Raw genomic sequence first — 25,721 nt, forward strand, 5'->3', positions numbered from 1 at the left:
ATCTCCCCTCATATACTTCGCGACAGTATTTTCACTTACAGAGAACCCCTCGCTTCTCAGCTCATGAAAGATCCTAGGTGACCCATAAGTACTTTTACTCACGTTGAAAATCTCCTGAATTTTCTTGCAGATTTCCATTTTTCTCGCCATGGATTTCAACTGGCCATTCTTTTCCACTGGTAATACCCGCTGGTACTCACTCCAAAGTGTCTGCATAGCCGGATGATAGGAACTTCATTTGAAAGATCGAAAATCATTTGGAATTTCTCATTTGATCTCCTTTGATATAATCCTAGGCTTTTTTTAGAACATCGCTGACTTTGTTCAGGTCATTTCCTTTCTGAGTTCTCGAACCTCAAACTCCAGTTCTTCATAGAGTTTTCGCACCGCTGCGAGCGGTCGGACCTGATTGAGTCTCCATTTTCCATCGACGAATATTTGCCGGATTTATACCTAGATCTTCCGAGGCCTTTGTTGTGCCAATTTTCTCAGCCAAATCAACGGCTTCGGCCTTATACTCTTGTGAAAGCCCTTCTCTTTGAACTCATTGTTATCTCCTATCGGTTTGATTAAACCGCTCGAAGAAAACTGTCCACTATTATTGGGGAACTCTAGGCTCTGCACTGCTACTGGCTACTTTAACCTCTTTGAATTCCTCGACTGGAAAATAGCCTTCCCGACGAAGTCGTTTGGCTTTACCTATCAACTTCGGAAGAGAGTTTCGGTTCATTCCGATCGCTCCAGCAAACCCCTTTGCCGGACCAGTCCAATTCTCCCAGGCAGAAAGTATTTCCACCAATAGCTCATCGCTCACATTGCGAACTTTCCCTCCATCACCTCTAAATGTACTGATCTTCTTTTTTAGAATCTCCAAATCCATTATCCACACCTCCTGTGTATATGAATTCAGTCTAACTGAATTGTCTCAGGTTGAAAATGTGGGGAGGTAGGACGATGTACGCAGCGAAGGCCCGGAGCCACCCGAAAGAACAATTCAACAACCTACTTCACCATCTCACCTATGAGTTGGTCGAGGAATGCTTGGCGAAGATTCCAAAATCAAGTGCAGTCGGAGTAGATGGTATGACAGTGGAGCAGGCCAGAGAGAATTTAAGCTGGCTGCTGCCGCCGATACTGAAGCAAATCCACGCGGGCCGCTACGAGGCGCCAGCCGTTCGGAGAGTGTATATTCCGAAGGCCGACGGCAAGCAGCGCCCAATCGGGATTCCAGCCGTGATTGATCGCGCGGTCCAGGCCGCGATGACAAAGATCCTAAACGAGGTTTATGAACAAGATTTTCTAAAATGCTCGTTTGGCTTTCGCCCAGGATTGGGTTGTCATCACGCATTGGCGACGGTCAACGCAATCTTATACCGGTTTCGAATGGAACATGTTCTAGAGGTGGATATCCAGGACTTCTTTGGAAGTCTGAGCCATGAATGGCTCATGAAGTTCCTGAGACTTCGAGTCGGTGACGAGCGAGTACTGAAATTGATCGAGACCTGGCTAAAGGCCGGAGTCATGGTGGAAGGTAAGTGGCAAGACAACGAGAAGGGGACTCCGCAAGGGGGATCGATCTCGCCGTTGCTTGCAAACGTGTACCTTCATTACGTGTTGGATCTATGGTTTGCAAAGAAGATCAAGCCAACTTTCAAAGGCAAGGCGGAGCTTATCCGGTATGCCGATGATTTTTGTCTGTTCTTTAAAACTGCATCTGGCCCCGGAAAACATGATGCCTCTGCTGAAAGCGCGTCTGGCCCAATTTGGATTGAGCGTCGCAGATGAGAAGACTCACAAAACGAATGTGGGCGTGCGGGATAATACGAGCGCCCACGAGCGACGGCGGATGACGTTTCTTGGGTTCACGATCTATCGATCAAAGAACCGAAGTCGGACGGCGAGCAAAACGGTGTTTCAGACGGATGGAAAGCGTCTTAGTCGGGCGCGAGCCGCGATGAAAGAAAAGCTCCACCAAATAAGACATCGTCCAATACCGGACCAAGTAACAGTGATCAACGCGATCCTGCGTGGGCACTTCAACTACTACGGTATAGCCGGCAACGTCAAAAAGCTGAACAGGTTCAGGCAGACGGTTCTACATGAGTGGAAGTACTCTTTGTCGAATCGAAGCCAAAATGGGCGAGTTAACTGGGAGCGCTTTCAGGCGATCCTGAGGAAGTATCCCATGGAGTCAGCTAAACTAAAAGTCAGCTACTCCCAGTTATCGACTTATGCTCGGCTGTGATGAGACTCTTCCTGAAGAGCCGTATGCGGGAAATCTGCACGTACGGTTCTGTGGTGGGGCCGGTTCAGAAATGGGCCGGCCTACCCGATCGTCTGCAACCCCCAGAAATCAAACTGAGAAGCAAACTCAAGACCAGGATCTGAACCGGTCTTGGCTCGGATCGAAGCCTCGGGCTAGTAGGTATTAGTTGGCGAGATCCTCCATTAAACAGTCTCGCTCCAGCGAATCTTTCGATATTGAATTTAACGTTCTTCATGATCAATAGATCGGCTAATTTTTTTCCCGACCTAAGTGGTTGTCATCGTTCATTTTTGAGACCTCAATTATCTCTGCTAGTTGTCGTTCTCATATTGAGAACTATGAATCAATTTACTCATTTTTGACTCAAGACTTTAGTCCAACATGTCGATACATGAGATATGGGGAACAAAAGGCGCTTTCGAGGGGAAACTAAAAATAGCTTTGTTAGTCGATTTCATGTCATTTTTTGGAGATTATCCCAAGAGGAGTGGGTTCGCCAGAGGTGGGTCAAAACCTTCCTGCTGCTTGGTTTAATTACTGGTCAGTTGCTCGCTTGGAATAATTGTTCCCCCTTTCAGGGTCGTTTGGACTCAGTTCATTCTCCCGGCGGGGGACAAGATGGACAAAATGGTATAGAAGACCCTCGAGACAAATTCAACCTTCTGTCTTGTACGCCGAACTCGCCTCCTGCCCCTAGTGATACGATTCGCCTGACTAAGATGGAGATCATTCGCACTGTTACTGACTTATTTGGCGATGAGATTTCTGCCTTGGTAGGTCCGACCCTTTCCCGTCTTCCCGAAGATCTCATCGACAATGAAGTGAGCCAATTTGGCAATGTTCTGACTCAAGATCATCTCAATGTCATTACCGATCTTGCCGTGAAAGTAGGTCAGGAGGTGAGTGCGACCAACTCACGGATCAATGCTTTGCTATCGGTCTATAGTCCCTGCCAAATAGCGAATGTGAATAATGCTTGCGTCACTCAATTCATTCAGAATTTTGGCCTTCGGGTCTGGCGCCGTCCAATTTCTTCGGGTGAGGTTGATTGGTTGCGCGCTGTTTATGATACGGGTATCGATGCTCCTGATCAGTTTGGAATTTTGATTTCAGCTTTAATTGCGGCTCCGGAGTTTTCATCTCATTGGGAGTTGGGGACTAATGGACAGGGCGATAGCGACAAATTTGAAATCTCCCAATTTGAACTGGCCTCGCGGCTTTCTTATGGAATTTGGGGCGCTGGGCCCGATGCCAATTTGATCTCCTTGGCTCAGAAGGGTCAGTTGAGTGATCCACAGATATTGGACCAAGTGGTGACCACAATGCTTATTGATCCCAAAGCCAAAGAGAAAATCTCTCAATTTTTCACTTTTTGGCTCAACACTTCCAATATTCCAGGTGTTCCTGAGAATCCTCAATTTTTAGATGGTATCGCGACGGACGGACTTCGCGAAGAAATGAAAAGGGAATTGGATGAGTACCTTCAGTATATTGTCTTTGATCGCCGAGGTAATTACCACGAACTCATGTCCAGTCGGGTTTCCTTTGCGCGCACACCCGCACTGGCTCAGATTTATGGGCATGAGTTGGCCGCCAATCCATCGCTCGGAGCTCAGCAGATGGGTGGAGACCGAAAAGGTTTGCTGCTACGTGGTCCTTTTCTGATTTCGACCACCGACTATTCTCATCCTATTACTCGGGGCGTTTTGCTGAGAAAAAGAATTTTGTGCGACACGATTGGGGCGCCATCTCCGCTGGCTTTTGAAGCGCAACAACAGATCGTTGATGCCAATCAGGTGCTCAATTTCAATAACCGCCAAAGGGTGACGGCAGCGACTTCTCCGCCTCAATGCCTGGCATGTCATGGGACTATTAATCCTATTGGGTTTGCTCTCGAAAGTTTTGATAGTCTTGGTCGCTGGAGAAGCAAAGAAGTCAATTACGACGCCAATCATCAAGTCATCTCGGAGCATTCTCTTGATCTTAAGGTGGAAGATCTGGCGATTGACTATCAGACCGGCGAAAGTGCGGAATCTCCCTTTCAATTAGTCGATTTAATTGCCAACAGTGATAAGGGAGCCGTTTGTTTGTCTCGTCAGATTTTTCGCTTTTATCACCTTCGAAACGAGAGCGCTCCAGGTGACGCTTGCGAAGTCTTGGATACTCATGCTGGTCTCAGTGCTCAGAGTGGGTCCGTTTTGGATGGAATTAAAAAACAGATACTTAACCGCTATTTGAAATTGAAGGTGGTCAAGAGGTAAAAGCCACAAAGCATAGTGCCAAGCGCCAGGTACCAGAGAGTTGTGAGAAATTTCGAATTTTGAAGATTGGGCCATTGGGAATTTACATTGGGGAGAAAAATCGATGAGTCGAAAAAAAGGGCTAAATCGCCGTGACTTCATGAAGATGTTGGGGAACGCCAGTATTTATCTGCCGGTTCTTCCTTCCTTGATGTCTTCTCGTAGTTTGGCCCAAGCCTCTAATCCACCGCTTCGCATGGTATTTATCATGAATCGCAATGGTCAGTGGGATAATAATTTTTATCCGAATGTGAGCCCGGCTCAAGTGGGAAGCAATATTTACCAGGCCCCGCTATCAGATGTTAATGGGAGTATCTCTCCCTTGTTTGGCACGGCTTACGATTCACTCAAAAATAAGGTTTCCATTCTGCGAGGCTTGGACGTAGTGGGATCCAATGATCATAATCGCTGCAGTTTTCTTTGCGGGGTGACCCAAGGGGGAGCGACAAATCGTGAAGGCTCCAATCCGCCATTTGGTGCTTCAATAGATTGGATCATCGAGAAGTCAGCGCAATTTTATTCCACAGCTCCCAGAATCCGCACCATGCGATTTTCTAATGGGGGTGGGCGAGGATTTTCTTTTAGTAACAATGGTGGAGCCATTAACGGACTGACTTATTGGGGATCTGACGCCAGCTTTTTCAATAATGTCTTTGCGGGGATTGAAAACGGTGGAACGGTTCCAACTGTCGATTTGGTTGCACGAAAATCTTTTCTCATTGAAAAATCCCTAGAGCGCCTGAATCTTATGAAGACGCAAACTCGGTTGTCTGGCCTTGATGTGCAAAGAATTAGTGATCAACAGGATCGCTTGAGCGATATAAGAAAAGGACTAGTGGTGACCGCTCCTGCAAGTTGTCAAGTACCCAAATTGTCGTTCATGGGATCGAGCGATCCCATTCGTAAAAAATATGAGAATATCAATAATTCGATTGTGGCCGCATTTACTTGCGATATCTCCCGCATTGCCTGTGTCTATATTGAAGACTACGATGACAAGCAGACGGACTACTCCTATTTTCATGATCTCTCTCACCGCGATCGCTCCGCTGCCAACTTAAAGGAATCGGCTGATCGCAACGGATGGACTGCCGATCGAGTCGCTCATCTGATTCATGGTTTGGATTCCACAATAGATACCAACGGCCGTCCCATGCTAGAAAATACCTTGGTGTTTTGGGGGAGTGAGATTTCAGTCAAGCAAGGAACGGAAAGTCATCGGGGAGAGAGTATGCCGATCATGGTAGCTGGTTGGCCGGCTCAATTTCGTATGGGAAGCTATGTTGACTACCGCACACGTCCTTTTAGTTACGTGGCCAATCGCCAGGATTTTCCGGCGACCGGCAGACCTTACACTCAGTTTCTGTGTTCTATCATGCTAGCCGCTGGATTGGACCCGAGCGAGTTCACTGGTTATGGCAAAGGGGGTTACTTTGGAGAATTCGAGCGCACCCAATATAACCCCAACGAATACGATGCCTATAAAACCACCCGCAATGATAAACTGCCCTACTTTGTGCTTTGATCGATTTCTAGTTGAAGTCAATTTTTGGAGCACTATACCTAGGGTTCAAAAATTCCAGTGCTTCCATCTTCTAAAACATCGGCGCTGAAGCTGTACTCAATAACCGGAGGTTTAGCTGTAAATTCCGTTTTGGAGCAAACGAGGTTCTTGCCAAATTTTATGACTCGAAACCAATTGGACGTCTGCTGTTTTTTTATTTTGTCTTTGGTGAGGCCAGAGAGCGCCTCATAAATGACTTTGACTCCTTCACCTTTCATAGTGAAAGAGGGGATGGAATTGCCCACGTTTTGCTCAGCTGAAAAGATTTCTACTGTGCCAAGATGGGGTTTTTGATCCACATCCTGAGACCAAGCCAGTGGGGCAGTTAACGCCAAGAAGCCAGTGACGATGAGGCATTTGTATTTGTAGTTGGACATAATTGAACTCCCAGATTTTTCGTTTCTTGTTTGTTGATCGCCTCTGCTTACTAAGACCTCGCAGTTTGGCTGCTCACATTCTCTCCTCGGAATTTGTTGCAAGGCAACTCGGAGGTCCATAAATGAGTTGTTTATAAAAATCACCGATCTCACCGTTGAATTTTTTTCGGAAAGGCGGAAAGGCGCTTAGTCGCTTTTTAAGTCACTAAGCGACAATCATCGCCAATACTTTTGCTTTTCTGAGACGGGGTGTCCAATAAAGTAAACTAAGCGCTCCAACTCGCCTTGTGGAGCGGCCGATTTTAGGATGTAAAGATGAGGTCGGCCAGCCGTTCATAGTCATCAATTGTTTGGGTATGTGGTACTTTTGTGAGGGTCCTGGTTAGTGCTTGATATGGATTGGCCCCGTTGACTTTGGCTGTGAAGACTCAGCTGCAGAGCACTAGCATCGGCACCCCTCGGCGTATCTGTAAACAGAGGCATCGGTGCTCTCAAAGCTGTGTAACCTAAGATTTCCTGGCGAAACATTGGGATTAGGCTCGGGTGGGGCGGCCAGGAATACTTTTGAATCGGGCCTAAATCGCATTTGAAATCCTTAGCGTGCGTCAAGAAGTGTGAAAGGAGCTTGTGCTATGTAAACAACACAACTTTAAAGCCGAGCAGGCAGAGGTGAAGAACTCATCCTGGCGTGTCGAGTGATCGGCCCGTCAAAGCGGATAGGGTTTGAACAGACAGGCCGAATCAGTGTGATGAATGGGCGATAACCCCGAAAGAGTTTAAGTTGTGGTTGCCGACGCGATGGCTAAGGCGCGGAAGGCAGTAGAGAGACGGGCGCTATGCGAGTCTGTCCTCAGCCACCGGGGGCGGTAGGCTCCGGCATGTTTGTAAGAGCACTTTCATAAACTTGAGAGGTCCTGGCATGAGCTCGCACGAAGCGGGCAGTGATGGTAGCGAAAGCATTGTCATGAAAGTGCCAGGAATTCAGACTACGTCATATTAGCGATGAACCGAGTAATGATCGGGGAGCAAAGGGCGTAGCAGAGAGAGGAAGGGTAAGTGAAGAAATTGGAACCGCACTCAGTGGCGGGTAACCCTGGTGAACACAGTAGCACTAAGGGGCAAGATCCGGTATCTAGGCGATCCGCGATAGCAGCGAAGGCCCGGAGCCACCCGAAAGAACAATTCAACAACCTACTTCACCATCTCACCTATGAGTTGGTCGAGGAATGCTTGGCGAATGGCCGATTCGGCTTGAGTTGACCCACCCAATTCAAAGAAGCTGACCCACCCAATTCGGATGAGCTGACCCAGGCGTTTCGGGGAATTGACCCACCTATATTCGACTTGAGCACTGAGTCATAAATCCAGGCAGCGACTAAATCTTCAATCCCGTGGCACCTATCCTTAAACAAAAGGAGGGTTCCATGACTCAACGGAGAACTTCAGTTGCCATGCAAAATCAAATTTTAGAACTTCACACTCAAGGCCGCAGCATCCGCAAGATTGCGCAGGCCCTTAAGATCGCCAGGAATACCGTCAGAGCTTGCATCAGAGACTCAGGTCGACCATCATCAGTCCCCTCGGTAGTGGGTTTCGCACAGAGCCAGCCTGTCCCAATCAACTGGGAATTTATCGCGACCGAGTTCAACAAGGTGTCCCTCTTAAAATTCTTCACAAAGAACACGCCATCGAAGTCATGACCTATATGATTTTCTATCATCGTTTCAGACGGCGATTCCCAAAAAACCGCAGGTGACAATCAGACTTCAACACAATCCCGGCGAAAAAATCTTCTTCGATTTTTCAGATGGGATTTCAATCACTGATCCAAGGACTCAAGCTAAGATTAAAACTCAACTCTTCGTCGGAACCTTGCCATGGAGTTCATACACCGTCGGTGAGTTTACCTTCGGACAAAAGCAACCTGAGTTCTTCAGAGCCATTGAAAACTCATTCATCAAACTCGGTGGCACCCCAAAGTACGCAGTCGTTGACAATCTTAAGCCCGGCGTCACAAGAGCCCATATCTATGATCCCGACACCAACCAGTCCTTCATTGAGTTCAGCAACCATCATGGATTTGCCGTCCTCCCAGCAAGGCCTCGACGGCCCAAAGATAAAGCCGCGGTGGAAGGCGCAATCGGCATTATACAAAACAATTCTTCAACGAAGTCAGAGATCAAATCTTTTATTCAATATTTGATCTCAATCAAAGATTTCAAAAATATCTCAACGAACTCAACTCTGCACCCATGAAGGATCATGATGGAATTTCAAGAGAGGATAGATTCGAAAATGAAAGACCTCTTTGCAAACTGTAAACCCCAATTCATTTGAACTCTCCGTCTGGAAGACCTGTAAGGTTCATCCAGATTGCCATATTCAAGTCGATTCCAAATTCTACCCGTCCCGCATCAGTTTGTCGGCACCACGGTCAAAGCCCGAATCAAAATAAATACCGTCGAGATATTTACTGCGGATTCAGATTCAATCGCAATCCACGCAAAAGTAAAATCCCCAGACAGGGCCTCCACCATCGACGCCCACTACCCAGAACACCAAGTCGCCACCGCCCGATTCGAAGTGGCCTCGGCTCTCAGGCAAGCGCAAAATATCGGATCCAAAACTTTGTAACTCTTTCAAAAATTCTTCCGTGATCCTTATCCCCTCAAGTCTCTCAGAAGGGCTCAGGGCATCCTCAGGTTAGTTCACAAAAATGAAGTCTCAAAGGCTGATCTCGAGTACGCGGCGACACAAGCCCTTATTTTCAATAAAACCCAGTTCAATTTCATCAGAGCTTCGGCTCTCCATCACAAAGTAGGAGGTACAAGACCACGCATCATTAAACCTGAACGAGATCCCAATTTAATTTATCTACATAACAACAAGGAACCTTAATTATGGAAGTACAGGCAAAACGGATCGCCTATGACCTTAGATTTTCGGTATTCACCAAAACATCGATTCTAGGTCTCAAGAAGCTGTGAGTAAAAATCTGCATCCTCTGGAGTTTTTGTCCCTCATCCTCGAGGATGAGAAAAACTTCAGACGAGATCGTCTATCAAAATCTCTTACCAGACGAGCGAAGTTCAGACACCAGGCGGACTTCGAAGATTGGGACATGAGTTTTGACAGGGGACTGACAAAAGTAAAACTCAAGAGCTTCGGTTCTATCATTTTTAAAAAATAAAGAGAACTTGATCATTCTGGGTCGCACTGGCGAAGGCAAGACCCATTTGGCAATCACACTCGGGAGAAAGATTTGCCAAGAAAACTTGTCAGTGTCTTTTTTACCCGTAAACCTCATGTTTGAAGAAGTTCTCGCAGCCAGAAGCTCGGGCAAGATGATTGGATTTCTCACCAGACTCAATTCCACACAAGTGCTTATCCTCGATGATTTTGGACTCAGGCAATATTCGCATGAAGAAGCCAATGTACTTGTTGAACTTCTCGAAGCGCGGGCCAGAAAAGGACCTGTCATCGTCACATCCCAGATTGATCCCAAGGGGTTGGTTCAAGCTCTTCGAAGACCCAGTCATTGCCGAAGCCATCGTGGATAGAATGATCAACCCAGCCAGAGAATAAATCTCAAGGGGGGTCTTACCGCGAAAAACTAAATCAGCTTCCCAGAGGAAAATAACTTGTGGAAATCTGCTAGCTCGTTTATTTAGCAGTTCTGTCGCCGCCGGGTGGGTCAATTCACCGAATCGGGTGGGTCAATAAGTCTGAATCGTGCACTAAACGAGGTTTATGAACAAGATTTTCTAAAATGCTCGTTTGGCTTTCGCCCAGGATTGGGTTGTCATCACGCATTGGCGACGGTCAACGCAATCTTATACCGGTTTCGAATGGAACATGTTCTAGAGGTGGATATCCAGGACTTCTTTGGAAGTCTGAGCCATGAATGGCTCATGAAGTTCCTGAGACTTCGAGTCGGTGACGAGCGAGTACTGAAATTGATCGAGACCTGGCTAAAGGCCGGAGTCATGGTGGAAGGTAAGTGGCAAGACAACGAGAAGGGGACTCCGCAAGGGGGATCGATCTCGCCGTTGCTTGCAAACGTGTACCTTCATTACGTGTTGGATCTATGGTTTGCAAAGAAGATCAAGCCAACTTTCAAAGGCAAGGCGGAGCTTATCCGGTATGCCGATGATTTTTGTCTGTTCTTTAAAACTGCATCTGGCCCCGAAAACATGATGCCTCTGCTGAAAGCGCGTCTGGCCCAATTTGGATTGAGCGTCGCAGATGAGAAGACTCACAAAACGAATGTGGGCGTGCGGGATAATACGAGCGCCCACGAGCGACGGCGGATGACGTTTCTTGGGTTCACGATCTATCGATCAAAGAACCGAAGTCGGACGGCGAGCAAAACGGTGTTTCAGACGGATGGAAAGCGTCTTAGTCGGGCGCGAGCCGCGATGAAAGAAAAGCTCCACCAAATAAGACATCGTCCAATACCGGACCAAGTAACAGTGATCAACGCGATCCTGCGTGGGCACTTCAACTACTACGGTATAGCCGGCAACGTCAAAAAGCTGAACAGGTTCAGGCAGACGGTTCTACATGAGTGGAAGTACTCTTTGTCGAATCGAAGCCAAAATGGGCGAGTTAACTGGGAGCGCTTTCAGGCGATCCTGAGGAAGTATCCCATGGAGTCAGCTAAACTAAAAGTCAGCTACTCCCAGTTATCGACTTATGCTCGGCTGTGATGAGACTCTTCCTGAAGAGCCGTATGCGGGAAATCTGCACGTACGGTTCTGTGGTGGGGCCGGTTCAGAAATGGGCCGGCCTACCCGATCGTTCGACTTAAAGATTGAGCCTGACTAAAAGCTCCCCAATGGCGGGATCAGCCTCCTCGACCGCACAGCTTCGAACCCGCCTAAGTTCTCATTAGCCCGTCGGCTTTTGATCACTCTGCTGGCGCCAGAACTAATTCTTCGGGCTAAAAAATTTTATGTATTGATTTACACCCAATTCGGCTGCACCACAAATTCTAGCTATCCCCTTATCAGTTCTATTTACTAATACAAATGGGCCCCCGTTCCCACGTTGTATAGACCATTGAAGCTCTTTGTAACTTTGTATTTTCTCTCCAAGAGCAATTAAAGACGGATTTGAAAAGTCTGTTTTATTGTAAAGAATTTCCATGAGGTCATTTATCCCTGTTAAAGAGTTGTTAGGATGATCCTCTATACATCTATTCCCACAAGCTTCATCCACTGTTTGACCCATAACCTTGGCTATTTCAATCAGTTGATTACGATTCAATACAGGATAAACTAGTTCGCGGCATAATCTTAATTCTGATATATTCTCCCCGTCTAACAAGGCAACAAATGGGGTATAGCCTTCATTTACATAAAATCTCTCTCCTCCAAGGCTTCGAATACTTTCACCTTCTAGAGATAATTTATCGTTCCAATGGCCATATTCATATGTAACTCCAATATCATTACAGTAACCTACTTTGATAGTCTTCCCTAACAAATTGTCACTAACCTGCTTAGGCTCGCTCGTAATTGTGAGCGTTTGATTGCTGATCTGGTTCAAAATGCGCTGTATTTCAACAAGTATTGGTCGTTTATCTAAAGCAGCACAAGACATAATAGAATTTGGTTCTTCAATCTTACTTGCTACTAGGTTCACTAACTTATAAATGCTGTCCGTAATCTTGTCAGGACTTGAAGAAGACTCATCCACGGCAATTAGTTTAAGCAGAACTTCACCAGCACAAGCAGCTACAACGTCACTATCCTTTGTTTCAACGGCATGGCTGCAAATTTTCATTATTTTACTAAGCAGTTCACCTTTGATTTCTATTATATTCTTAATCGCAGCTGATAAAAATATTAGTATTTGCCTTGAGGATATTCTCCCCGAAATATAAGAATCTGCGGCTTCGGTAAAAACCCGAGGACTTGTCGGAAAACCACTACTGGAGCCGCTACTACTTTTTCTAGCGCTATACCCACGAAAAGAAGCTCGAGCGGCAGATCCACTGGCACTTTTTGCCCATGTGTATTGCTCTTTTTGCTTTTCTAGTCTTTCGGCAAACTGAGCAAGTTTGTCTGCTAATATGTTTAGAGTTTCTGGGTCTGCGTATTTTTCAAGAATCTCTATGTCTACGGCAACAACTTTTAAGGATAAGGAATAGTTAGAAAAATTTTCGATTTTTATTCTGCTGTGCTGAATAGCCCTTCTTTCATTTGATTTCGCAAGTTGATGTACAACATTCGACCTAAGGTAAATGTCAAAATCATCACTGGTGAACAATTCATTCGACACAGAAACAAGTTCATCTACGGAGCGTTTTTCTAAGGCATTTAGAAAAATATATCCTTCTTGTCTTCTTGCAGAATGGCGGCGATCTACGATCACTTCATGTAAGTAGGTGTAGGTGATCTCAGGTTGTGCTGAATATGCAGCAGTCAAAACTTGACGTCGAAATTCTTTAGCATAGTCTGGCCAGTTGTCTACCGCCAGCAAATTCCTCTTCTTTAAATCTTCATTGATAAAGCCAAGATCCGATCTGTCAATCACAGGCATCGCGCCCAATGTAAAAGAATCTTCTCTTGAGAACTTTCTAATAAAATCGCTAACTTGTATAGTCGCCCTAGCCCCAGCCGGGTCCCTTAGTTGCTTAAGAGAATAATAGGTGATTTTGGTCAGGGAAAATAGGTCAAGTTGCCCTTTAGAACTTGCTTCCAGAGCAGCCATTACAGCGGTAGCTTCTACTTTACCTGCAGTAGCGAATTCAATTAAAGCATTGTCGATTTTAGAAGTTAAGCGCCGAATTTCGTCTTGTATTTCTGGGCTTGCGGGGTCGCAAAGCCATAGACAAGACAGGTTATCGAGAACTCCTCCCTTGCCTTCCAGCTCAACTTTTTCTTGTTTAAGCAGAGATCTCAGCTGTATCAGAGTAGCGTACAACCCAGAGTCAATATGAGTATCGGCAATTTCACTGATATTCGGTATGAACTGGTTTAGAGTTTCTATAAAATCAACGTTGTAAATGGTATTGTTCTCTTCAAGTTTACTCACAGAAAGTTTTAGAAAATCAATCTTAGTCCTCGGGTCATGGGCCAAATGCGAAGCCATGTTCTTCCAGTGACTATTAACAATTCCAACCATTGACGACGTTCTGCCGTTGAGCCATCCATAAACAGATTCTTGATCTATCATTTGTGCCGCTGATGCGTGAGCAGAGGGGAAGTAAAGCAGTAATGTAAAAAGGACTGCCAAATAAGTCTTGAGTTTGCAAAGTTTCATCACTCTGGTCCTCCAAAAATACATTGCCGCAAAGATTTGATAAGTCTTGCGTACCATGTAAAAAAATGTCGCTATAGACCCTTTTGGTTCTATTTCCCATCTCTCAGATTGAAATAAAGCTGGCCTTAGCTGTTCTGTCTCTCTTTCAAGATGTATGCCAAAAGTTTGGATTCATACGAAGTTTGAAAGACTCAACCTGAAGGTCCTCTCGCTTTCCACTTAATCAATTACAACTGCCGATTAACGTTAAAACTTTGTAACCCCTGCCTAATTCGCGCTTTGACTTGAACGGGTTCTTCTGGCGTAGGCAAGTGGGGTTTCAAGGGCTTCCCCGTGGGCGACCTTCTGTAGAGACATAAGCAGGAACGTCCTTGGGTCGAGGTCATTTTTCTTAGAGGATTCAATTATTGTAAAAAGTAAAGACATGCCGTCGATACGGCACGTTTACTTGCTCAAAGGCAAAACAAAGCCTAAACCACAAAAGCAGCAAAAATCCAGAAATAATTTTCCTCAGCCAATTTAATTCTAGCACTATTTGGGGTAAATTTGATAACCCTCAGATTAACAATGGTGACCTGGAAATATAGCGACGCAAGATTCTCTTCGATACGAAAGGAGTTGAATAAGGGGAGCATTTTATCTCGAGCGCGAGAGCCGGCAAGGTTCGGGGGCATCGGTGAATTTTATGGAAGAGACGTATATAAACGAATTCTCGAGTTTAAACACGAAGCCCAGAAGTCTCGAGAGGAACGCACTGTTGTGTTGGAAGTTCGAGAACCAACGCCCATAGGGTATTGAGGAAAGTGATAAGTCGCGCAGCCTGCATGCCGGGCGAAAAGACGTGCTGAAGTACTTAAGGCCCACTTTATCGAGATTTTCTCCGGCCAAATTTTCGTTTTGATTGTTAGCGTAAGGGCAAGGAAACGTGCCGTATCTACGGCACTCATTATCAGACCCGGACTCTCAAGCCTCATTCAATTTCCCTGCGAGATTGACGAAGCCAAGGTGGGATTAAAATCAAGCCTCGATGTCCAGATTTCAAAAACCCTTAAGTCGGAGCTCGTCTTGTCGGCAAGAACAAACCTCTCAGATCCGACAAATCTCATCGTTCGCTGCTCTCATGGACTTTTTGTCTTTGACGTCATTGCCAATCAAAAAAACCACCAAGACGTGATCCGAATTCTCGGCGGAACCAAAGGACCTGTGTTTTTTGAAAAGTCTTTAGATCAGATGGATCAAAATGGAGAGCGCCAGGACGGAAGTAAAATCAAAAGATCTCCCTCTCTTTCTGAAATACTAAAGAAAACAGCCAAGCCCATCGGACGAGTCTCAATTCAGTCAGAAGAAAAGGATCAGATCCTTGTCCATCCATCCAACACAAATTCGTCAGCTCAATTGGACAAAAAAACCAAAGCCCCGATCAAAGAAGGACAACCTTGAGATGAATTCAAAAGCACTACTCTGTATATTTCTATTTCTTGAAAGCTTTAAAGCTTTTGCGTCAAACAAAACTCTCGATGGCAATCCCCTCATCGTACTTGAGGATCCTTCTCAAAGTTCGGCTCCAAAAAGTGGAGATGGTCTTCAAGAAGAAAAGCAAAACGAAGACCAAGTGAGTATTCAAGTTAATCCAAAAACAGAAGCGAAAGCAGAAGTTAAAAAAAGTTCCCTCACATTCAAGAAAAGCAACTCTAAAGCTCGCCCCCCTTTGAGCTCATCGAGCGGCTTGACCTCAAATCTTCCGGCCCATTACTTGGTGAGTCACTTTTCAAAGCAAATGGATACCGAGAGCTTCACACTTCTTCCCACTGATTCAATCAAAGAGAAACTGAAGTCCATCTGGCCCGGAGATATTCTCCGAGCTCAAGTCGAGCACTCAGTGATCGCATTTGCCGACGAAAAGGCACCCGTGATCGCTCGGATCATTTCGGGATCTCTTGCCTCATCAAGACTTGTCGGATTCTCGCGCCTTGAGTCCAACTCAAATCGAGTCTTCATTGATTTTGAACTGCTCTCTCCAAAATCCAAGACCTCTTCTTTTTCCTTTAAAGGAACTGCCCTGACAGAGCTCGGCACTCCGGGCTTTGAGGGAATCTATCACTCAAAAGAGGCCAAGTATTTTGCGGGTGATTTCATCTCTACTTTTATGGCCGCCTATTTTGACGCTCAGGTCCCAAAATACATGAACCCCTTTGGCGGAACTGTTGAGGACACCTCGATGAACTCCGCTACAAAAAAGGCTCTCAGCCAAAGTGCCATGAGCTCGGCTGAGAGGTTTCGAGAAAAGCTCAAAAAGTTTCCTGAGTTCTCAGAACTCAAAGGTCCCTTTGAAATTCAAGTCCTCGTTCTTGCCCATGCCATTGAAAACTAACAATCAACAAAAGGAGTCACAAATGCCCGTTATCAAACTCAACCCGGAAGCTGGAAATCGAATCAAGTTTTTCAAGGAACACGCCAAAGGCATGGGACTGAAAAGTTCTGATTGGACAAAAATTATCTCCCAACTTCTCCTCCATGAAAAGGAGGACGCCTGGTGGAAGCTCATCAACCGATATGCCGAGGAATCTTTTCTGATCGGAAAGGCCATTTCAGATCCCGAGGTCAGAGGAAAACTTCTGGGATTGGTGAAGTCCTCGCCTCCCAGATCGAGGCAGATAGAAAACAAAGACCACCACATCGCTCCGGAAATTGTCTTAAGAAAACACGGCGAGAGGCTGTGAGAATGAAGAGCTTCTTTTTTTCTCCCCATACCCTTGCCTGTACCGCGACCTGTACCGCTGGGTTGTACCGATTACCCCCTTCCAAAAGGTATAGGCGCCGGTGCACCCGAGGTGGAGTTAAACTATTGAAATTAATGATTTTGGGCTCTGGCTATGTACTTCGTCCATTTTGTTGACCACCCACCCCCAACAAGTAGTTGAGGTCGGGTGGTCAACAAACCGCCAGAGCCCATTTCGGACGAAGATTTGTAGTCATATTAAGAGCACAAAAGAAAAGAGATGGAAGGGGGTGGAGGATGGGGAAGGCGCGCGGGAGCCGGTGTCAAAATGAAAGTTCAATGATGAGTGAGAGATGAAATTCGAAGGTCCGTTTTTAGAGAAGTGAGGGAAAACCTATGATGATAAATTCAGAGAAATTCAAAAACAATGCTGAGCGACAATTGAGCATGATGAAAGAAGGGAGCGAAGAACTCCCTCAAGGCCGGATTGTGAGGGCAATGGATCTTCAAAAAAGGGATTTGGAAGTTCTCCAGTTCCTGAACGAAATGGGGCCTGCCACATCTCAACTTATAGCAGCAAAATTCTTTAACTCGATTATCGCATCAAGAATTCACACTCGATTGAGAATCGCTCGTCGAAGGCTGCAACTTCTCCGTCAAAGTGGGTTCATTCAAAAAGATCTCTGGCAGCTGAGAAGGCCCTTCTATTTGATAACTCAAAAGGGAGTGCAAGCACTTTGCTCCCGCCTCAATCACTGCATTCATCTGAGCCACTTAAGAAAAGTACCGGAAGATATGGTGCACTCACTTCAGGTTATCTGGTCTCGAATTGCTCTTGAAAATATGGGCTTGGCCACAGCATGGAGATCAGAGAGAAGAATCGGCCTTGAGGACAAAAAAGACCAACTTCGCCAACTCAACAAAATTCAGAAGGTCTATATCCCTGATGGGGTCTACGTCAGATCTGATGGAGCCAAAATTCTCTTCGAGTATGAGCGCACCCAGAAATCTCAAGCTCGCATCAAAGAGCGATCTCTGATCCTGACCAATCTCGTCGTTAGCATGAAGACTCACTATCAGGGTGTCCATATTGTTTGTGCCAACGAATCCATACTGGCCCGCTATAAACCTGAAATTCGTATTTGGGATCAAAAAATTCAGACCTTTGAGCAACTGATGACAGATGGAGGAATCAATCATGTCTGGACAAAGTAAGATGAATCCTCAAGATCAAACGGGAGTTCTGATTACGGCAGGATCACTTGGATCACTGATGCTCCTCATAAAAGTGGCCAAGTATCTGCCCATGGTCCTTTTTGGTCTTTTTTTGGGAATGATTCTCAGTGGAACTTGGGGATTAAAATCCTCCTTAAAAACCAAAGCACTGATCCTTCTTACAAACCTCTTAGTCCCCTTTGGACTGACCATTTTAATTTTTGGATTTCCCACACCGAAGCACGTCTACTGGGGGATCTTTGAGTATCAATGGGGAAACGATCTCTTTCACTGGGGGGCTGTAACGTATAACCACTTGATCGATACAGGACATCTCTTTGCCTGGATAAAAAAGCTTTTGAAAATCAACTCCCTCTCGACCGTGGATGTGCAGCTTTATCTTTTAAGGATATTTTTGATAGGAATTTTAGCCCAGTTTGGATTTATCTACCTCAATTTTCTCTCCCATGGGGCCCTCTCTACAAATCTTCTCTCCCCAATTGCTAGCAGATCCTATGGATTGTGGAAGCCAGTTCTCAATTTCCTATTTCTGAGCAGCCTAAAGAAAACAGAAAATCCAAACCGATTTCTCGAAAAAATTGGAATCTCAGGCGTCGTTCTCCTTTTAGGGATCATCAATTTCGACGTATTTTCTGACATCTTACCCATATACAAGGCTCTAGCACTCCCCTGTTTTTTCCTTCCCCTTTTAGGTAAATTCATTTCTCACTTCAGTCCCCCGCTCGCTGAGTCCATTCTCGATGCTTCCGAGAGATCGCAAAAAAAGGAGGGAGAGATCCTCATTGGACATAAAATTGGAAATCCACTTGAACCCGTCTATTTGACCAAGGCAAATCTCAACTACCATGTCCAGCTGATCGGGGGCAGTGGAGCCGGCAAAACAACTTTGATTCAGGTCATTATGAAAAAACTGATCCATTTAAAAATGGGAATCATCTTTATCGACTTGAAAGCCGACTCCGATACCATCAGCTGGATTCAAAGGGAGACACAAGAGGCTGGGCGCTCCTCAGATCTCGAATTGATTTGTCTCACCAAACATCAGATTTCGAGATCATTTAATCCCCTTCAAGGAGGAAGTCCCCAGGAAGTTCTCGCCCAAATCATGAATTCCTTTGAGTGGTCTGAGCCCTTTTATCGAGCTCAAGGATCAAGATTCCTGTCTGATATCATTTCAGTACTTGACGAATTGAAACGACACTCAAACATTGATTATAGTCTTGCCGATATCTCGGACTGTGCAAACGATATCGGACGAGTCAAAGAGCTCGCCACTCATCCGGCACTGAGCCCCGAATCAAATGCAAAATTACTAAAGCTCATTCAAGTTCTCGAATCAAAAGATGGGCTACGCGACATAGCCGGACTGTCGGTCGGCTTAAAAAATCTGATGACTTCGTCCGCAGGACCTCTCTTAGACAACAAAGATCTGAAGCGTCAAAGTGTTTCAATCAAGGAAACCATCGAAAAGGGACGCATCAATTACTTCCTGCTTAATTCCATGGCCGACAAGGAATCCTGTGTGATCACGGGAAAACTCATCCTTCAGAATATCATTCGAGTGGTCGGACAAATCTATGACGAGGTCCCCGAGAATCAAAGAAAGCCATGTCTATTAATAGTCGATGAATTCGCAAGCTTTGCCACAGACAATTTCATCGATCTTCTGAATAGGGCAAGAGGTGCAAAACTCGGAATCATGGTCGCCCATCAATCCAGAGGAGATCTGATGAAAGTCTCCCTGTTAGCCGCCAATTAAAAAGGGCCACCGGCACAAATTAAATTTGGCCACTTTTTCCCCGCCGAGGCGGGGCCAAAGGAGGCCTTTATGGATGGCTGGCAATCGGCTACAGATCCCGATCGATTTACTCACGAAGTGATTGCGGTGATTTTCCGTAATCATCCCAAGCTGTTGGAATTTTATTTCGAAGATAGGCGTCCGCGAATTCGTTTTCAAGCGATGGAAATGCGCAGGCATGCGGCGTGTTTTTCGAGCGGCGAGAAGCAATGGATTCGCGTTGCTTGGATGTCTGGAGCGGCTCGGGCAATGCCAAGGTTTGGGAGCTTCTGGAGGCATTGGACTCTGGCAATCTTGGTAACGTGCTGGAGGCATTGGGAAAATTGCGAGGTCGGTCGCGCGCCAATTAAAATTCCCCACCTTGGCGTTGGAGCCGAGGCTGCATTATCACTCCTCGTGTCCCCGACGGGACTGAGGAGGCTTTAGCCAGTGATAACAATGGATATTTTTCATAAAATAAGAGCTCTTGATCACCTTGGCGAGAGCAAGTCCAAGATTGCGCGGGAGCTTGATCTTGATCGAAAGACTGTGCGCAAGTACCTCAAATCGACAGCTCCCCCATGCTATCGACCAAGATCCACTCCCTCAAGGCAGGATTTCTTTGCCGAGTTTGAGGGTTTTGTTCGGGGGAAGCTCGTTATCGCCCCGGAACTTTCGGCCGGCGAGATCTATGCGCTGATTCGTCCGCTAGGCTATTTGGGTAGCGAACGCACGATTCAAAGGCGAATGAAATCGTGGTGCGAGGGAAAGCCAAAAGAGCGCTTTTTGAGCAAGAGTATACCCTGGCGAGCAGGCACAGTTTGATTTTAAAGAATCAATCGAACTGCCATTTTTATCGGGCCCGGTGATTGCGCACTTACATTTTGGTACTTTGCCGTTTTTCTAACGCTTGCGTCATCAAGGGCTTCCCACACAAGACCTATGAATGTTTCATGGATGGCGTCCATTCATTTTTTGAAAAAATTGGTGGTCAAACAAAAAATATTCGAATCGACAACTTAAGTCCATGCGTGAAGCGGGTGAAAAAAGACGGAGGCCGCGACTACACGGATGCGTTTAATAGGGCGATCAAATATTACGATTTTGGAGTTCTTCCCTGCTCTCCAGGCCGAGGCAATGAAAAGGTGATGTTGAGCGCGACATTCAAACCTGGTCGAGGAGATTTAGGAATCACGTAAATGTTCATGGGATCAGGTTCCGGGATTTTTCCCACCTCAACGTCGAGCTCGAGGCCTTCGGTGAACAGGAGCAAAGCGAAGCCGTCACTGAACTGCTGAAAACAGAGTGTGGTCAGTTGAGATCGCTGTTGCCGCGAGACGAGGATGTGCTTTGCCGCGTGGAAGAGACTCGTGCGTCTCCGCATGGCACGGTTCGCGTCGCCAAGACCACTTACTCAGTTGCGGATGCATGGATCGGATTAGAGTGCCGAGTCGTGGCTGGTGCTTTTTGAGACACGAATCACGCGCAAGGGCAGTGATGTCATCGTTGTCCATCCTCGAATGTCTGAGGGTGAGCATAGCATAAAGCTTGAGCATATTTTAAAAAGCCTTCTCCGCAAGCCACAAGCGATGATCCGATGGAAACACCGTGAAATTTTATTCCCAGAGAAAATATTCAGGGATCTTTATCGTCGGCTCAAAAGCCAAGAGAACCTTCCTGGGGCATCCGAACGCGAGTTTTTACGTATAATGAATCTCATCCATCACACGCCGTTAAGCGAGATCCAATGTGCGCTAGAAATTGTTCTTGGCCAGCCTGTGGGCGTGATGAACATCTTCATGGAAGTCAAAGACCTGCTTCTTGTTGAGCGCAGACCCGAGGCATTGGTAATCGATCTCAGCACACGGTTTGGCCAAACCCCGATAAGTCCAAATTTAAAAGATTATGATCAACTCATTCCCAACCAACAAGGAGTAACCGGATGACAAATGAAGAACTCAGCAATGGCCTAAAACAGCTGAATTTGCCAACCATGGCCGAAGGCTATAACGAAGCCTCGCGGGCTGCGGAAAAGGGCAGATTGACCTATGAGCAATATCTGGCGGGCCTTGTCGATGAGGAGCTGAACAGCAAATACGAATTAAGAATTAAGCGGTTAAGTAAAGAGGCCAAACTTCCTCTGGAGAAGCGGATCGAACACTTCGATTTTACCCAAAGAGAAGGTATCACCGAAGGAGAATTTAAACGTCTCGCAAAAGGCGATTTTGTTCGAGACGGATCCAACATTGTATTTTATGGCAGCTTTGGGGTCGGGAAAACGCATCTAGGGATCGCGCTCATCAAGGGCTAGTAAAAAAGAATGTGCGCTGCCTGTTTGTCTCGACTCACGGCCTGATTGAACAAATGCTGGAAGCAAAAAAAAATCTCATGCTGCAACACCTATTCAAACGCCTCGACCGGTACGACCTGCTGGTTTGCGATGAGCTTGGATACATTGCCCAAACCCAAGATGGAGCGGATCTGTTCTTCCAAATTTTATCGCTAAGAGCAGAGCGAAAAAGCGTTTTGATTACCACCAATCTCACATTCTCCGAATGGGACAGGGTGTTTATTAATCCATTAAACACAGCAGCTGCCATCGATCGAATCATTCATAAATGCGAAACCTTCACCATCAAGGGCCCGAGTTGGAGAGCGGAAGAGGCAAAAAAAAGAACAAAAATAAAAGCAACTCTGGCGGATAAGAAAGTACAGCCCTCCATCAAAACGTCATCCTGACCTGAGGGACTCTATCCCTCAGACACCCTGTTACCCCCGATCATCGTGATCGGGGGGTCCCTTCGCAAAGCAGAACCAAGCATCTCTTGAAAAAAATAAAAACCTGGAAACAAGTTTGACAGCCAAACAAGATGTAGATACATCTGCGTCACCAACTGGCCAAATTTAATTTGCGCCGAACAAAAAAAGTGGCCAAAATTGATTGTCGCCTAACACTCCCCACTTTTTGTGATCAATTAGAAAGAAACTGTAACACCAAACTGATTTTCGGAACCGACAGCCCGGATGATGCCGAGTACTTTGCCTCCATGGCCGGAACTCGAAGCATACAAAAATCAACGGTGCGTTATAAACAAGGACTACTTTGGGATCAAAATACCGGTGAAAAGTCAGTCAGGGACACTGAGGAATTTGTCGTTCACCCAAATCAAATCCGACAGCTCGGACAAGGACAGGTGTTGAAGATTTCGCGGTTGGTCTGTAAAGAACGCATATTGTGTCAAATTCACTCTTAGGTATTCTTTCATGCGGTTGAATTGATTTGGTCTAGTTTTTTGTTTTTCTGATTGATATTGCTTTGAATTGAAACCGAATTGTTTTTATAGTTTTTATATAAAAGTTTTCGGACTAAACGGAGGATTTGATTTTATGCAGGACAATTTAATAAGTATTAGATCAACGGACCTGAGGACAGCATTAAATATTGCTCCAGCGACCATGAATGACCTTTTGAAAAAGACTGGAGTTCATTATTTGCCAGGACAAGCCAAACCAGGTCGAGGCGCCGTTAAGGATTTTTCATCCTCAGACTCAAGACGCCTTCTCGAGGCCAAAGGATTCGTCTACCCAAATCCAGCAAAAGTTATTTCATTCATGATGTGTAAAGGCGGAGTTGGAAAAACAACATCAAGCTTTTTCGTTGCAACTAGAATGGCAGCCTACGGAGCTCGAGTTCTGGTCGTTGATGGTGATTCACAGGGTAATCTCACGTCCGCATTTGATTTGAGTTCTATGAAAATTGAAATTGACGAAGAAACTCCGATTCTTGTCGATCTCTTGACCAAAGATGCCTCAATTGATGAGGCTACTATTGCTTTTTCGCCGTTTCTCCACCTCATCCCCTCAACGCCGTTGAATTCAATATTGGAAAGTAAAATTAGGGATAACTTTAAGAACCCCAGTGTTCCTTTTTCGAAAATATTTGAGTTGGTTAAGGATAAGTACGATTACATTATTATTGACTGCGCTCCCGCTTTAAATCTCACAAATACTGCAATCATTTGTGCCTCAGATTTAGTTGTTTTACCGGTTGCTCCGGATAAATTCTCTCAAATTGGTCTCGAACAAACACTCAAAGAGATCCATCAAATAGAGGAAGATTTCCCGGAAATTGGCAACAGGGAAACTCGGGTCATTTTCACTCGATTTGATGCCAGAGAATACACCTCGCTTAAATATCTGTCCGAAATCGCTGATAGCAATAAAGATAGAATGTTCAAGACGATGATACGGACGGCATCCGATCTTAAAAATGCAATTACAAAAAAGGAAGATCTTTTTCAGTACAAGAATTCTAACGCGAAGGATGACTATGATTCTTTTGTAAAAGAAATAATGGGAATCGACACTTTTTTTTCTAAGAAAAGTAACTAACTCTTTAAGGTATCTATAAAATGGCTAACATAGACGACGTTCTCGATAAAAATAGAGTTCGAATCGATAGAATCAATCAACCGAAAAAAATTAAAAGAACTGGGGCAACTCGACCTTGGCAAATCGGACAAATGGAGAGGCAATCCGGAGCCTCTTCAGAAGAAGACGCTCTTGAACAACTCAGACCTATTCTAAAGAATTCTCTTTCGGATAAACTCTCGCCAACAAAACCAGATGACGTTACACCTGACAAGTCAGAGATAAACTCATCGAGAGATAAAATTTCAAATTGGTCGCTAGAGGCTTCAGGACGGGCTATGGGAAACGATACCACACCCCCTGGCTCCGATACCCACTTTTTAAAACCAGGCCAATTGGAGAAAAATACCGACACAGTACCGACACAAATAAAGACAATACCGACACAGATTTTTGAAACAAACTCTGAAATCACAAATCCATTCAGCATAGAGTACGGCAACACAATACCGACACAAAAAAATAAAGATAACCGACACAGTACCGACACAAAAACTGACTTAGTACCGACACAAAATAAAAGAGGTGATACCGAATTAGACTCTATAAATATCGATTTAAATGTCTTCACCGAAGAAGATACCAACACAATACCGACACACAAAAATAAAAGTAGTCGACACATTACCGACACAAACTCAAATCAATTATCAGCACAATACCGACACAAATCTCAAACTGGCGAGTCTCATAGTAATATCCCATCAGACAAATCAAAACCTCAATATAACCGACACACTACCAACACATTGCCGACACACACAGGATTCAATCTCCAAGCAAAACAGACACAACTCCGACACACTATCGACACAACACCGACACCACACCCAACACAGTCCCGACACACTATCGTGAACAATACCGACACAATTGATCGAGATCTCCTCGCACTGCGTGGTCATCGCCTCAAAGTCTTTCACTTCTGTTATGAAATGACCTTAAAAAGCAATTTCCAAGGATTTCGAACAACCTACGATTCGATCGCCATCAATATTCAGATTCCACTTGGCAGCGTACGAACGACAACAAAGCGCTTGAAGTCCAGTGGTTTTATCGAGCTTCAACCTATTGGAAAAGGGCGGGGAGCATTAGTCCAGATTTTAGTTCCAGATCTGGTTTCTAAGCTGTATTCCAAACGTCTAACTACCGACACAGTACCGACACATCTCGCGAACAAATACCGACACAACGCCAACACCACAACAGACACAACGGGCTCTAGTAGTAGTAGTGATATTAATAATAAGAATATTACTAATACTATCGGTCCTGAATCCAAGCGACAGGACCTCCCCGAAGACTGGCTTCAGATTCAGACACCGGAGAATGTGAAGGCCATCGGTTTTGGTCAAACTCAGATCAAACAGCTCTTCCAACTGGGTACCTTATCAGCATCAGAGGTTCAGGAGTCGCTGGAGGCCTTTGCTTACGATTTGGAAGTCGGAGGGATTAGCAGTCGTGGATCGAAGCTTGCCTTTCTGATGGGCATCCTCAGACGTTCTGGAGCCTACATCTCTGAAGGTCTGGTCAGCGAGCTCAAGGTCCAGGTGGAAAACAACGAAAAAAGAAGGCGTGAGATGGCGGATCTCGAAAAGCGCCAGGCTCAGGACAAGCTCACAGCTAAAGCTCAGGAGATCGCCTCTCACATGACAGAGAGGGAGAAGCTTTCCCTTGTTCCCGAAAACGGACTGGTCAAGATCGGAAGTGTTTCTCATGAGAGGCTCGTGATGGCCAAGATTGTTGAGGGCCTCTCTAAATCTTAAAAACCTACCCCCGGAT

Annotated in this window: 28 protein-coding genes; 24 read left to right on the top strand and 4 right to left on the bottom strand. The window is 45.6% G+C overall.

Features of this window, described 5'->3' with window-relative positions:
* Positions 1 to 102: transposase (locus tag IPL83_07585; GenBank protein MBK9039006.1), on the bottom strand; the 102-nt coding region annotated here is incomplete at its 3' end.
* A 496-nt stretch (positions 103 to 598) separates the two neighbouring features.
* Positions 599 to 880, bottom strand: a complete 282-nt coding sequence (locus IPL83_07590) for a hypothetical protein (protein MBK9039007.1) — start codon at positions 878 to 880, stop codon at positions 599 to 601.
* 74 nt (positions 881 to 954) lie between these two features.
* Between IPL83_07590 and IPL83_07595 the strand changes: the two genes are divergently transcribed.
* From IPL83_07595 to IPL83_07610, 4 genes are all read left to right on the top strand, one after another.
* Positions 955 to 1,785 (top strand): hypothetical protein, encoded by an 831-nt coding sequence (locus IPL83_07595; protein ID MBK9039008.1) that lies wholly within the window; start codon positions 955 to 957, stop codon positions 1,783 to 1,785.
* A 19-nt stretch (positions 1,786 to 1,804) separates the two neighbouring features.
* Positions 1,805 to 2,245 carry a hypothetical protein gene (locus tag IPL83_07600; protein ID MBK9039009.1) on the top strand — a complete coding sequence of 147 codons (441 nt, stop codon included), beginning with the start codon at positions 1,805 to 1,807 and terminating at the stop codon, positions 2,243 to 2,245.
* Between the two features lie 419 nt (positions 2,246 to 2,664).
* Positions 2,665 to 4,527, top strand: a complete 1,863-nt coding sequence (locus IPL83_07605; protein MBK9039010.1) for a DUF1592 domain-containing protein — start codon at positions 2,665 to 2,667, stop codon at positions 4,525 to 4,527.
* Between the two features lie 103 nt (positions 4,528 to 4,630).
* Positions 4,631 to 6,091 carry a DUF1552 domain-containing protein gene (locus IPL83_07610; protein ID MBK9039011.1) on the top strand — a complete coding sequence of 487 codons (1,461 nt, stop codon included), beginning with the start codon at positions 4,631 to 4,633 and terminating at the stop codon, positions 6,089 to 6,091.
* Positions 6,092 to 6,129: 38 nt separating this feature from the next.
* On the opposite strand, the gene IPL83_07615 is transcribed toward IPL83_07610, so the two are convergent.
* Positions 6,130 to 6,507: a hypothetical protein gene (locus IPL83_07615; GenBank protein MBK9039012.1), complete on the bottom strand. Its 378-nt coding sequence runs from the start codon at positions 6,505 to 6,507 to the stop codon at positions 6,130 to 6,132.
* 1,056 nt (positions 6,508 to 7,563) lie between these two features.
* Between IPL83_07615 and IPL83_07620 the strand changes: the two genes are divergently transcribed.
* The 6 genes from IPL83_07620 (at position 7,564) to IPL83_07645 (ending at position 11,216) form a co-directional block, all read left to right on the top strand.
* Complete coding sequence (locus tag IPL83_07620; protein MBK9039013.1) at positions 7,564 to 7,767, top strand: hypothetical protein; 204 nt, start codon at positions 7,564 to 7,566, stop codon at positions 7,765 to 7,767.
* 164 nt (positions 7,768 to 7,931) lie between these two features.
* Complete coding sequence (locus IPL83_07625; GenBank protein ID MBK9039014.1) at positions 7,932 to 8,207, top strand: helix-turn-helix domain-containing protein; 276 nt, start codon at positions 7,932 to 7,934, stop codon at positions 8,205 to 8,207.
* A gap of 52 nt (positions 8,208 to 8,259) precedes the next feature.
* Positions 8,260 to 8,763, top strand: coding sequence for a transposase (locus IPL83_07630; GenBank protein MBK9039015.1), 504 nt, complete (start codon positions 8,260 to 8,262; stop codon positions 8,761 to 8,763).
* A 117-nt stretch (positions 8,764 to 8,880) separates the two neighbouring features.
* A complete protein-coding gene (locus tag IPL83_07635) occupies positions 8,881 to 9,141 on the top strand; it encodes a hypothetical protein (protein MBK9039016.1) in 261 nt (86 codons plus the stop codon).
* A 563-nt stretch (positions 9,142 to 9,704) separates the two neighbouring features.
* Positions 9,705 to 10,067, top strand: a complete 363-nt coding sequence (locus IPL83_07640) for an ATP-binding protein (protein ID MBK9039017.1) — start codon at positions 9,705 to 9,707, stop codon at positions 10,065 to 10,067.
* 129 nt (positions 10,068 to 10,196) lie between these two features.
* Positions 10,197 to 11,216, top strand: a complete 1,020-nt coding sequence (locus IPL83_07645) for a group II intron reverse transcriptase/maturase (protein MBK9039018.1) — start codon at positions 10,197 to 10,199, stop codon at positions 11,214 to 11,216.
* A gap of 220 nt (positions 11,217 to 11,436) precedes the next feature.
* On the opposite strand, the gene IPL83_07650 is transcribed toward IPL83_07645, so the two are convergent.
* A complete protein-coding gene (locus tag IPL83_07650) occupies positions 11,437 to 13,776 on the bottom strand; it encodes a hypothetical protein (protein MBK9039019.1) in 2,340 nt (779 codons plus the stop codon).
* An 897-nt stretch (positions 13,777 to 14,673) separates the two neighbouring features.
* On the opposite strand from IPL83_07650, the gene IPL83_07655 reads away from it, so the two are divergent.
* The 14 genes from IPL83_07655 to IPL83_07720 all read left to right on the top strand — a co-directional run bounded on the left by IPL83_07655 (position 14,674) and on the right by IPL83_07720 (position 25,705).
* Positions 14,674 to 15,216 (top strand): hypothetical protein, encoded by a 543-nt coding sequence (locus tag IPL83_07655; GenBank protein ID MBK9039020.1) that lies wholly within the window; start codon positions 14,674 to 14,676, stop codon positions 15,214 to 15,216.
* 1 nt (position 15,217) lies between these two features.
* Positions 15,218 to 16,147 (top strand): hypothetical protein, encoded by a 930-nt coding sequence (locus tag IPL83_07660; protein MBK9039021.1) that lies wholly within the window; start codon positions 15,218 to 15,220, stop codon positions 16,145 to 16,147.
* 22 nt (positions 16,148 to 16,169) lie between these two features.
* The gene (locus IPL83_07665) at positions 16,170 to 16,496 is read left to right on the top strand and encodes a hypothetical protein (GenBank protein MBK9039022.1); all 327 of its coding nucleotides are present in this window, start codon (positions 16,170 to 16,172) and stop codon (positions 16,494 to 16,496) included.
* Positions 16,497 to 16,891: 395 nt separating this feature from the next.
* Positions 16,892 to 17,710 (top strand): replication-relaxation family protein, encoded by an 819-nt coding sequence (locus tag IPL83_07670; GenBank protein MBK9039023.1) that lies wholly within the window; start codon positions 16,892 to 16,894, stop codon positions 17,708 to 17,710.
* Positions 17,694 to 19,490 carry an ATP-binding cassette domain-containing protein gene (locus IPL83_07675; protein ID MBK9039024.1) on the top strand — a complete coding sequence of 599 codons (1,797 nt, stop codon included), beginning with the start codon at positions 17,694 to 17,696 and terminating at the stop codon, positions 19,488 to 19,490. Before IPL83_07670 ends, IPL83_07675 begins: the two co-directional genes overlap by 17 nt.
* A 69-nt stretch (positions 19,491 to 19,559) precedes the next feature.
* Positions 19,560 to 19,955: a hypothetical protein gene (locus IPL83_07680; GenBank protein ID MBK9039025.1), complete on the top strand. Its 396-nt coding sequence runs from the start codon at positions 19,560 to 19,562 to the stop codon at positions 19,953 to 19,955.
* A 3-nt stretch (positions 19,956 to 19,958) separates the two neighbouring features.
* Complete coding sequence (locus IPL83_07685; GenBank protein MBK9039026.1) at positions 19,959 to 20,333, top strand: hypothetical protein; 375 nt, start codon at positions 19,959 to 19,961, stop codon at positions 20,331 to 20,333.
* Between the two features lie 128 nt (positions 20,334 to 20,461).
* Positions 20,462 to 20,707 carry a hypothetical protein gene (locus tag IPL83_07690; GenBank protein MBK9039027.1) on the top strand — a complete coding sequence of 82 codons (246 nt, stop codon included), beginning with the start codon at positions 20,462 to 20,464 and terminating at the stop codon, positions 20,705 to 20,707.
* A 261-nt stretch (positions 20,708 to 20,968) separates the two neighbouring features.
* Positions 20,969 to 21,454 (top strand): hypothetical protein, encoded by a 486-nt coding sequence (locus tag IPL83_07695; protein ID MBK9039028.1) that lies wholly within the window; start codon positions 20,969 to 20,971, stop codon positions 21,452 to 21,454.
* Positions 21,451 to 21,819: an ATP-binding protein gene (locus IPL83_07700; GenBank protein MBK9039029.1), complete on the top strand. Its 369-nt coding sequence runs from the start codon at positions 21,451 to 21,453 to the stop codon at positions 21,817 to 21,819. Before IPL83_07695 ends, IPL83_07700 begins: the two co-directional genes overlap by 4 nt.
* 11 nt (positions 21,820 to 21,830) lie before the next feature.
* A complete protein-coding gene (locus IPL83_07705) occupies positions 21,831 to 22,247 on the top strand; it encodes an ATP-binding protein (GenBank protein MBK9039030.1) in 417 nt (138 codons plus the stop codon).
* A 188-nt stretch (positions 22,248 to 22,435) separates the two neighbouring features.
* Positions 22,436 to 22,762 (top strand): TraM recognition domain-containing protein, encoded by a 327-nt coding sequence (locus IPL83_07710; protein MBK9039031.1) that lies wholly within the window; start codon positions 22,436 to 22,438, stop codon positions 22,760 to 22,762.
* Positions 22,763 to 22,895: 133 nt separating this feature from the next.
* On the top strand, positions 22,896 to 23,900 hold the full coding sequence (locus IPL83_07715) for a ParA family protein (GenBank protein ID MBK9039032.1): 1,005 nt from the start codon (positions 22,896 to 22,898) through the stop codon (positions 23,898 to 23,900).
* Positions 23,901 to 23,920: 20 nt separating this feature from the next.
* The gene (locus tag IPL83_07720) at positions 23,921 to 25,705 is read left to right on the top strand and encodes a hypothetical protein (GenBank protein MBK9039033.1); all 1,785 of its coding nucleotides are present in this window, start codon (positions 23,921 to 23,923) and stop codon (positions 25,703 to 25,705) included.
* Positions 25,706 to 25,721 lie beyond the last annotated feature (16 nt).

This window comes from Bdellovibrionales bacterium (assembly GCA_016716765.1).
In the GTDB taxonomy this organism is placed as follows: domain Bacteria; phylum Bdellovibrionota; class Bdellovibrionia; order Bdellovibrionales; family UBA1609; genus JADJVA01.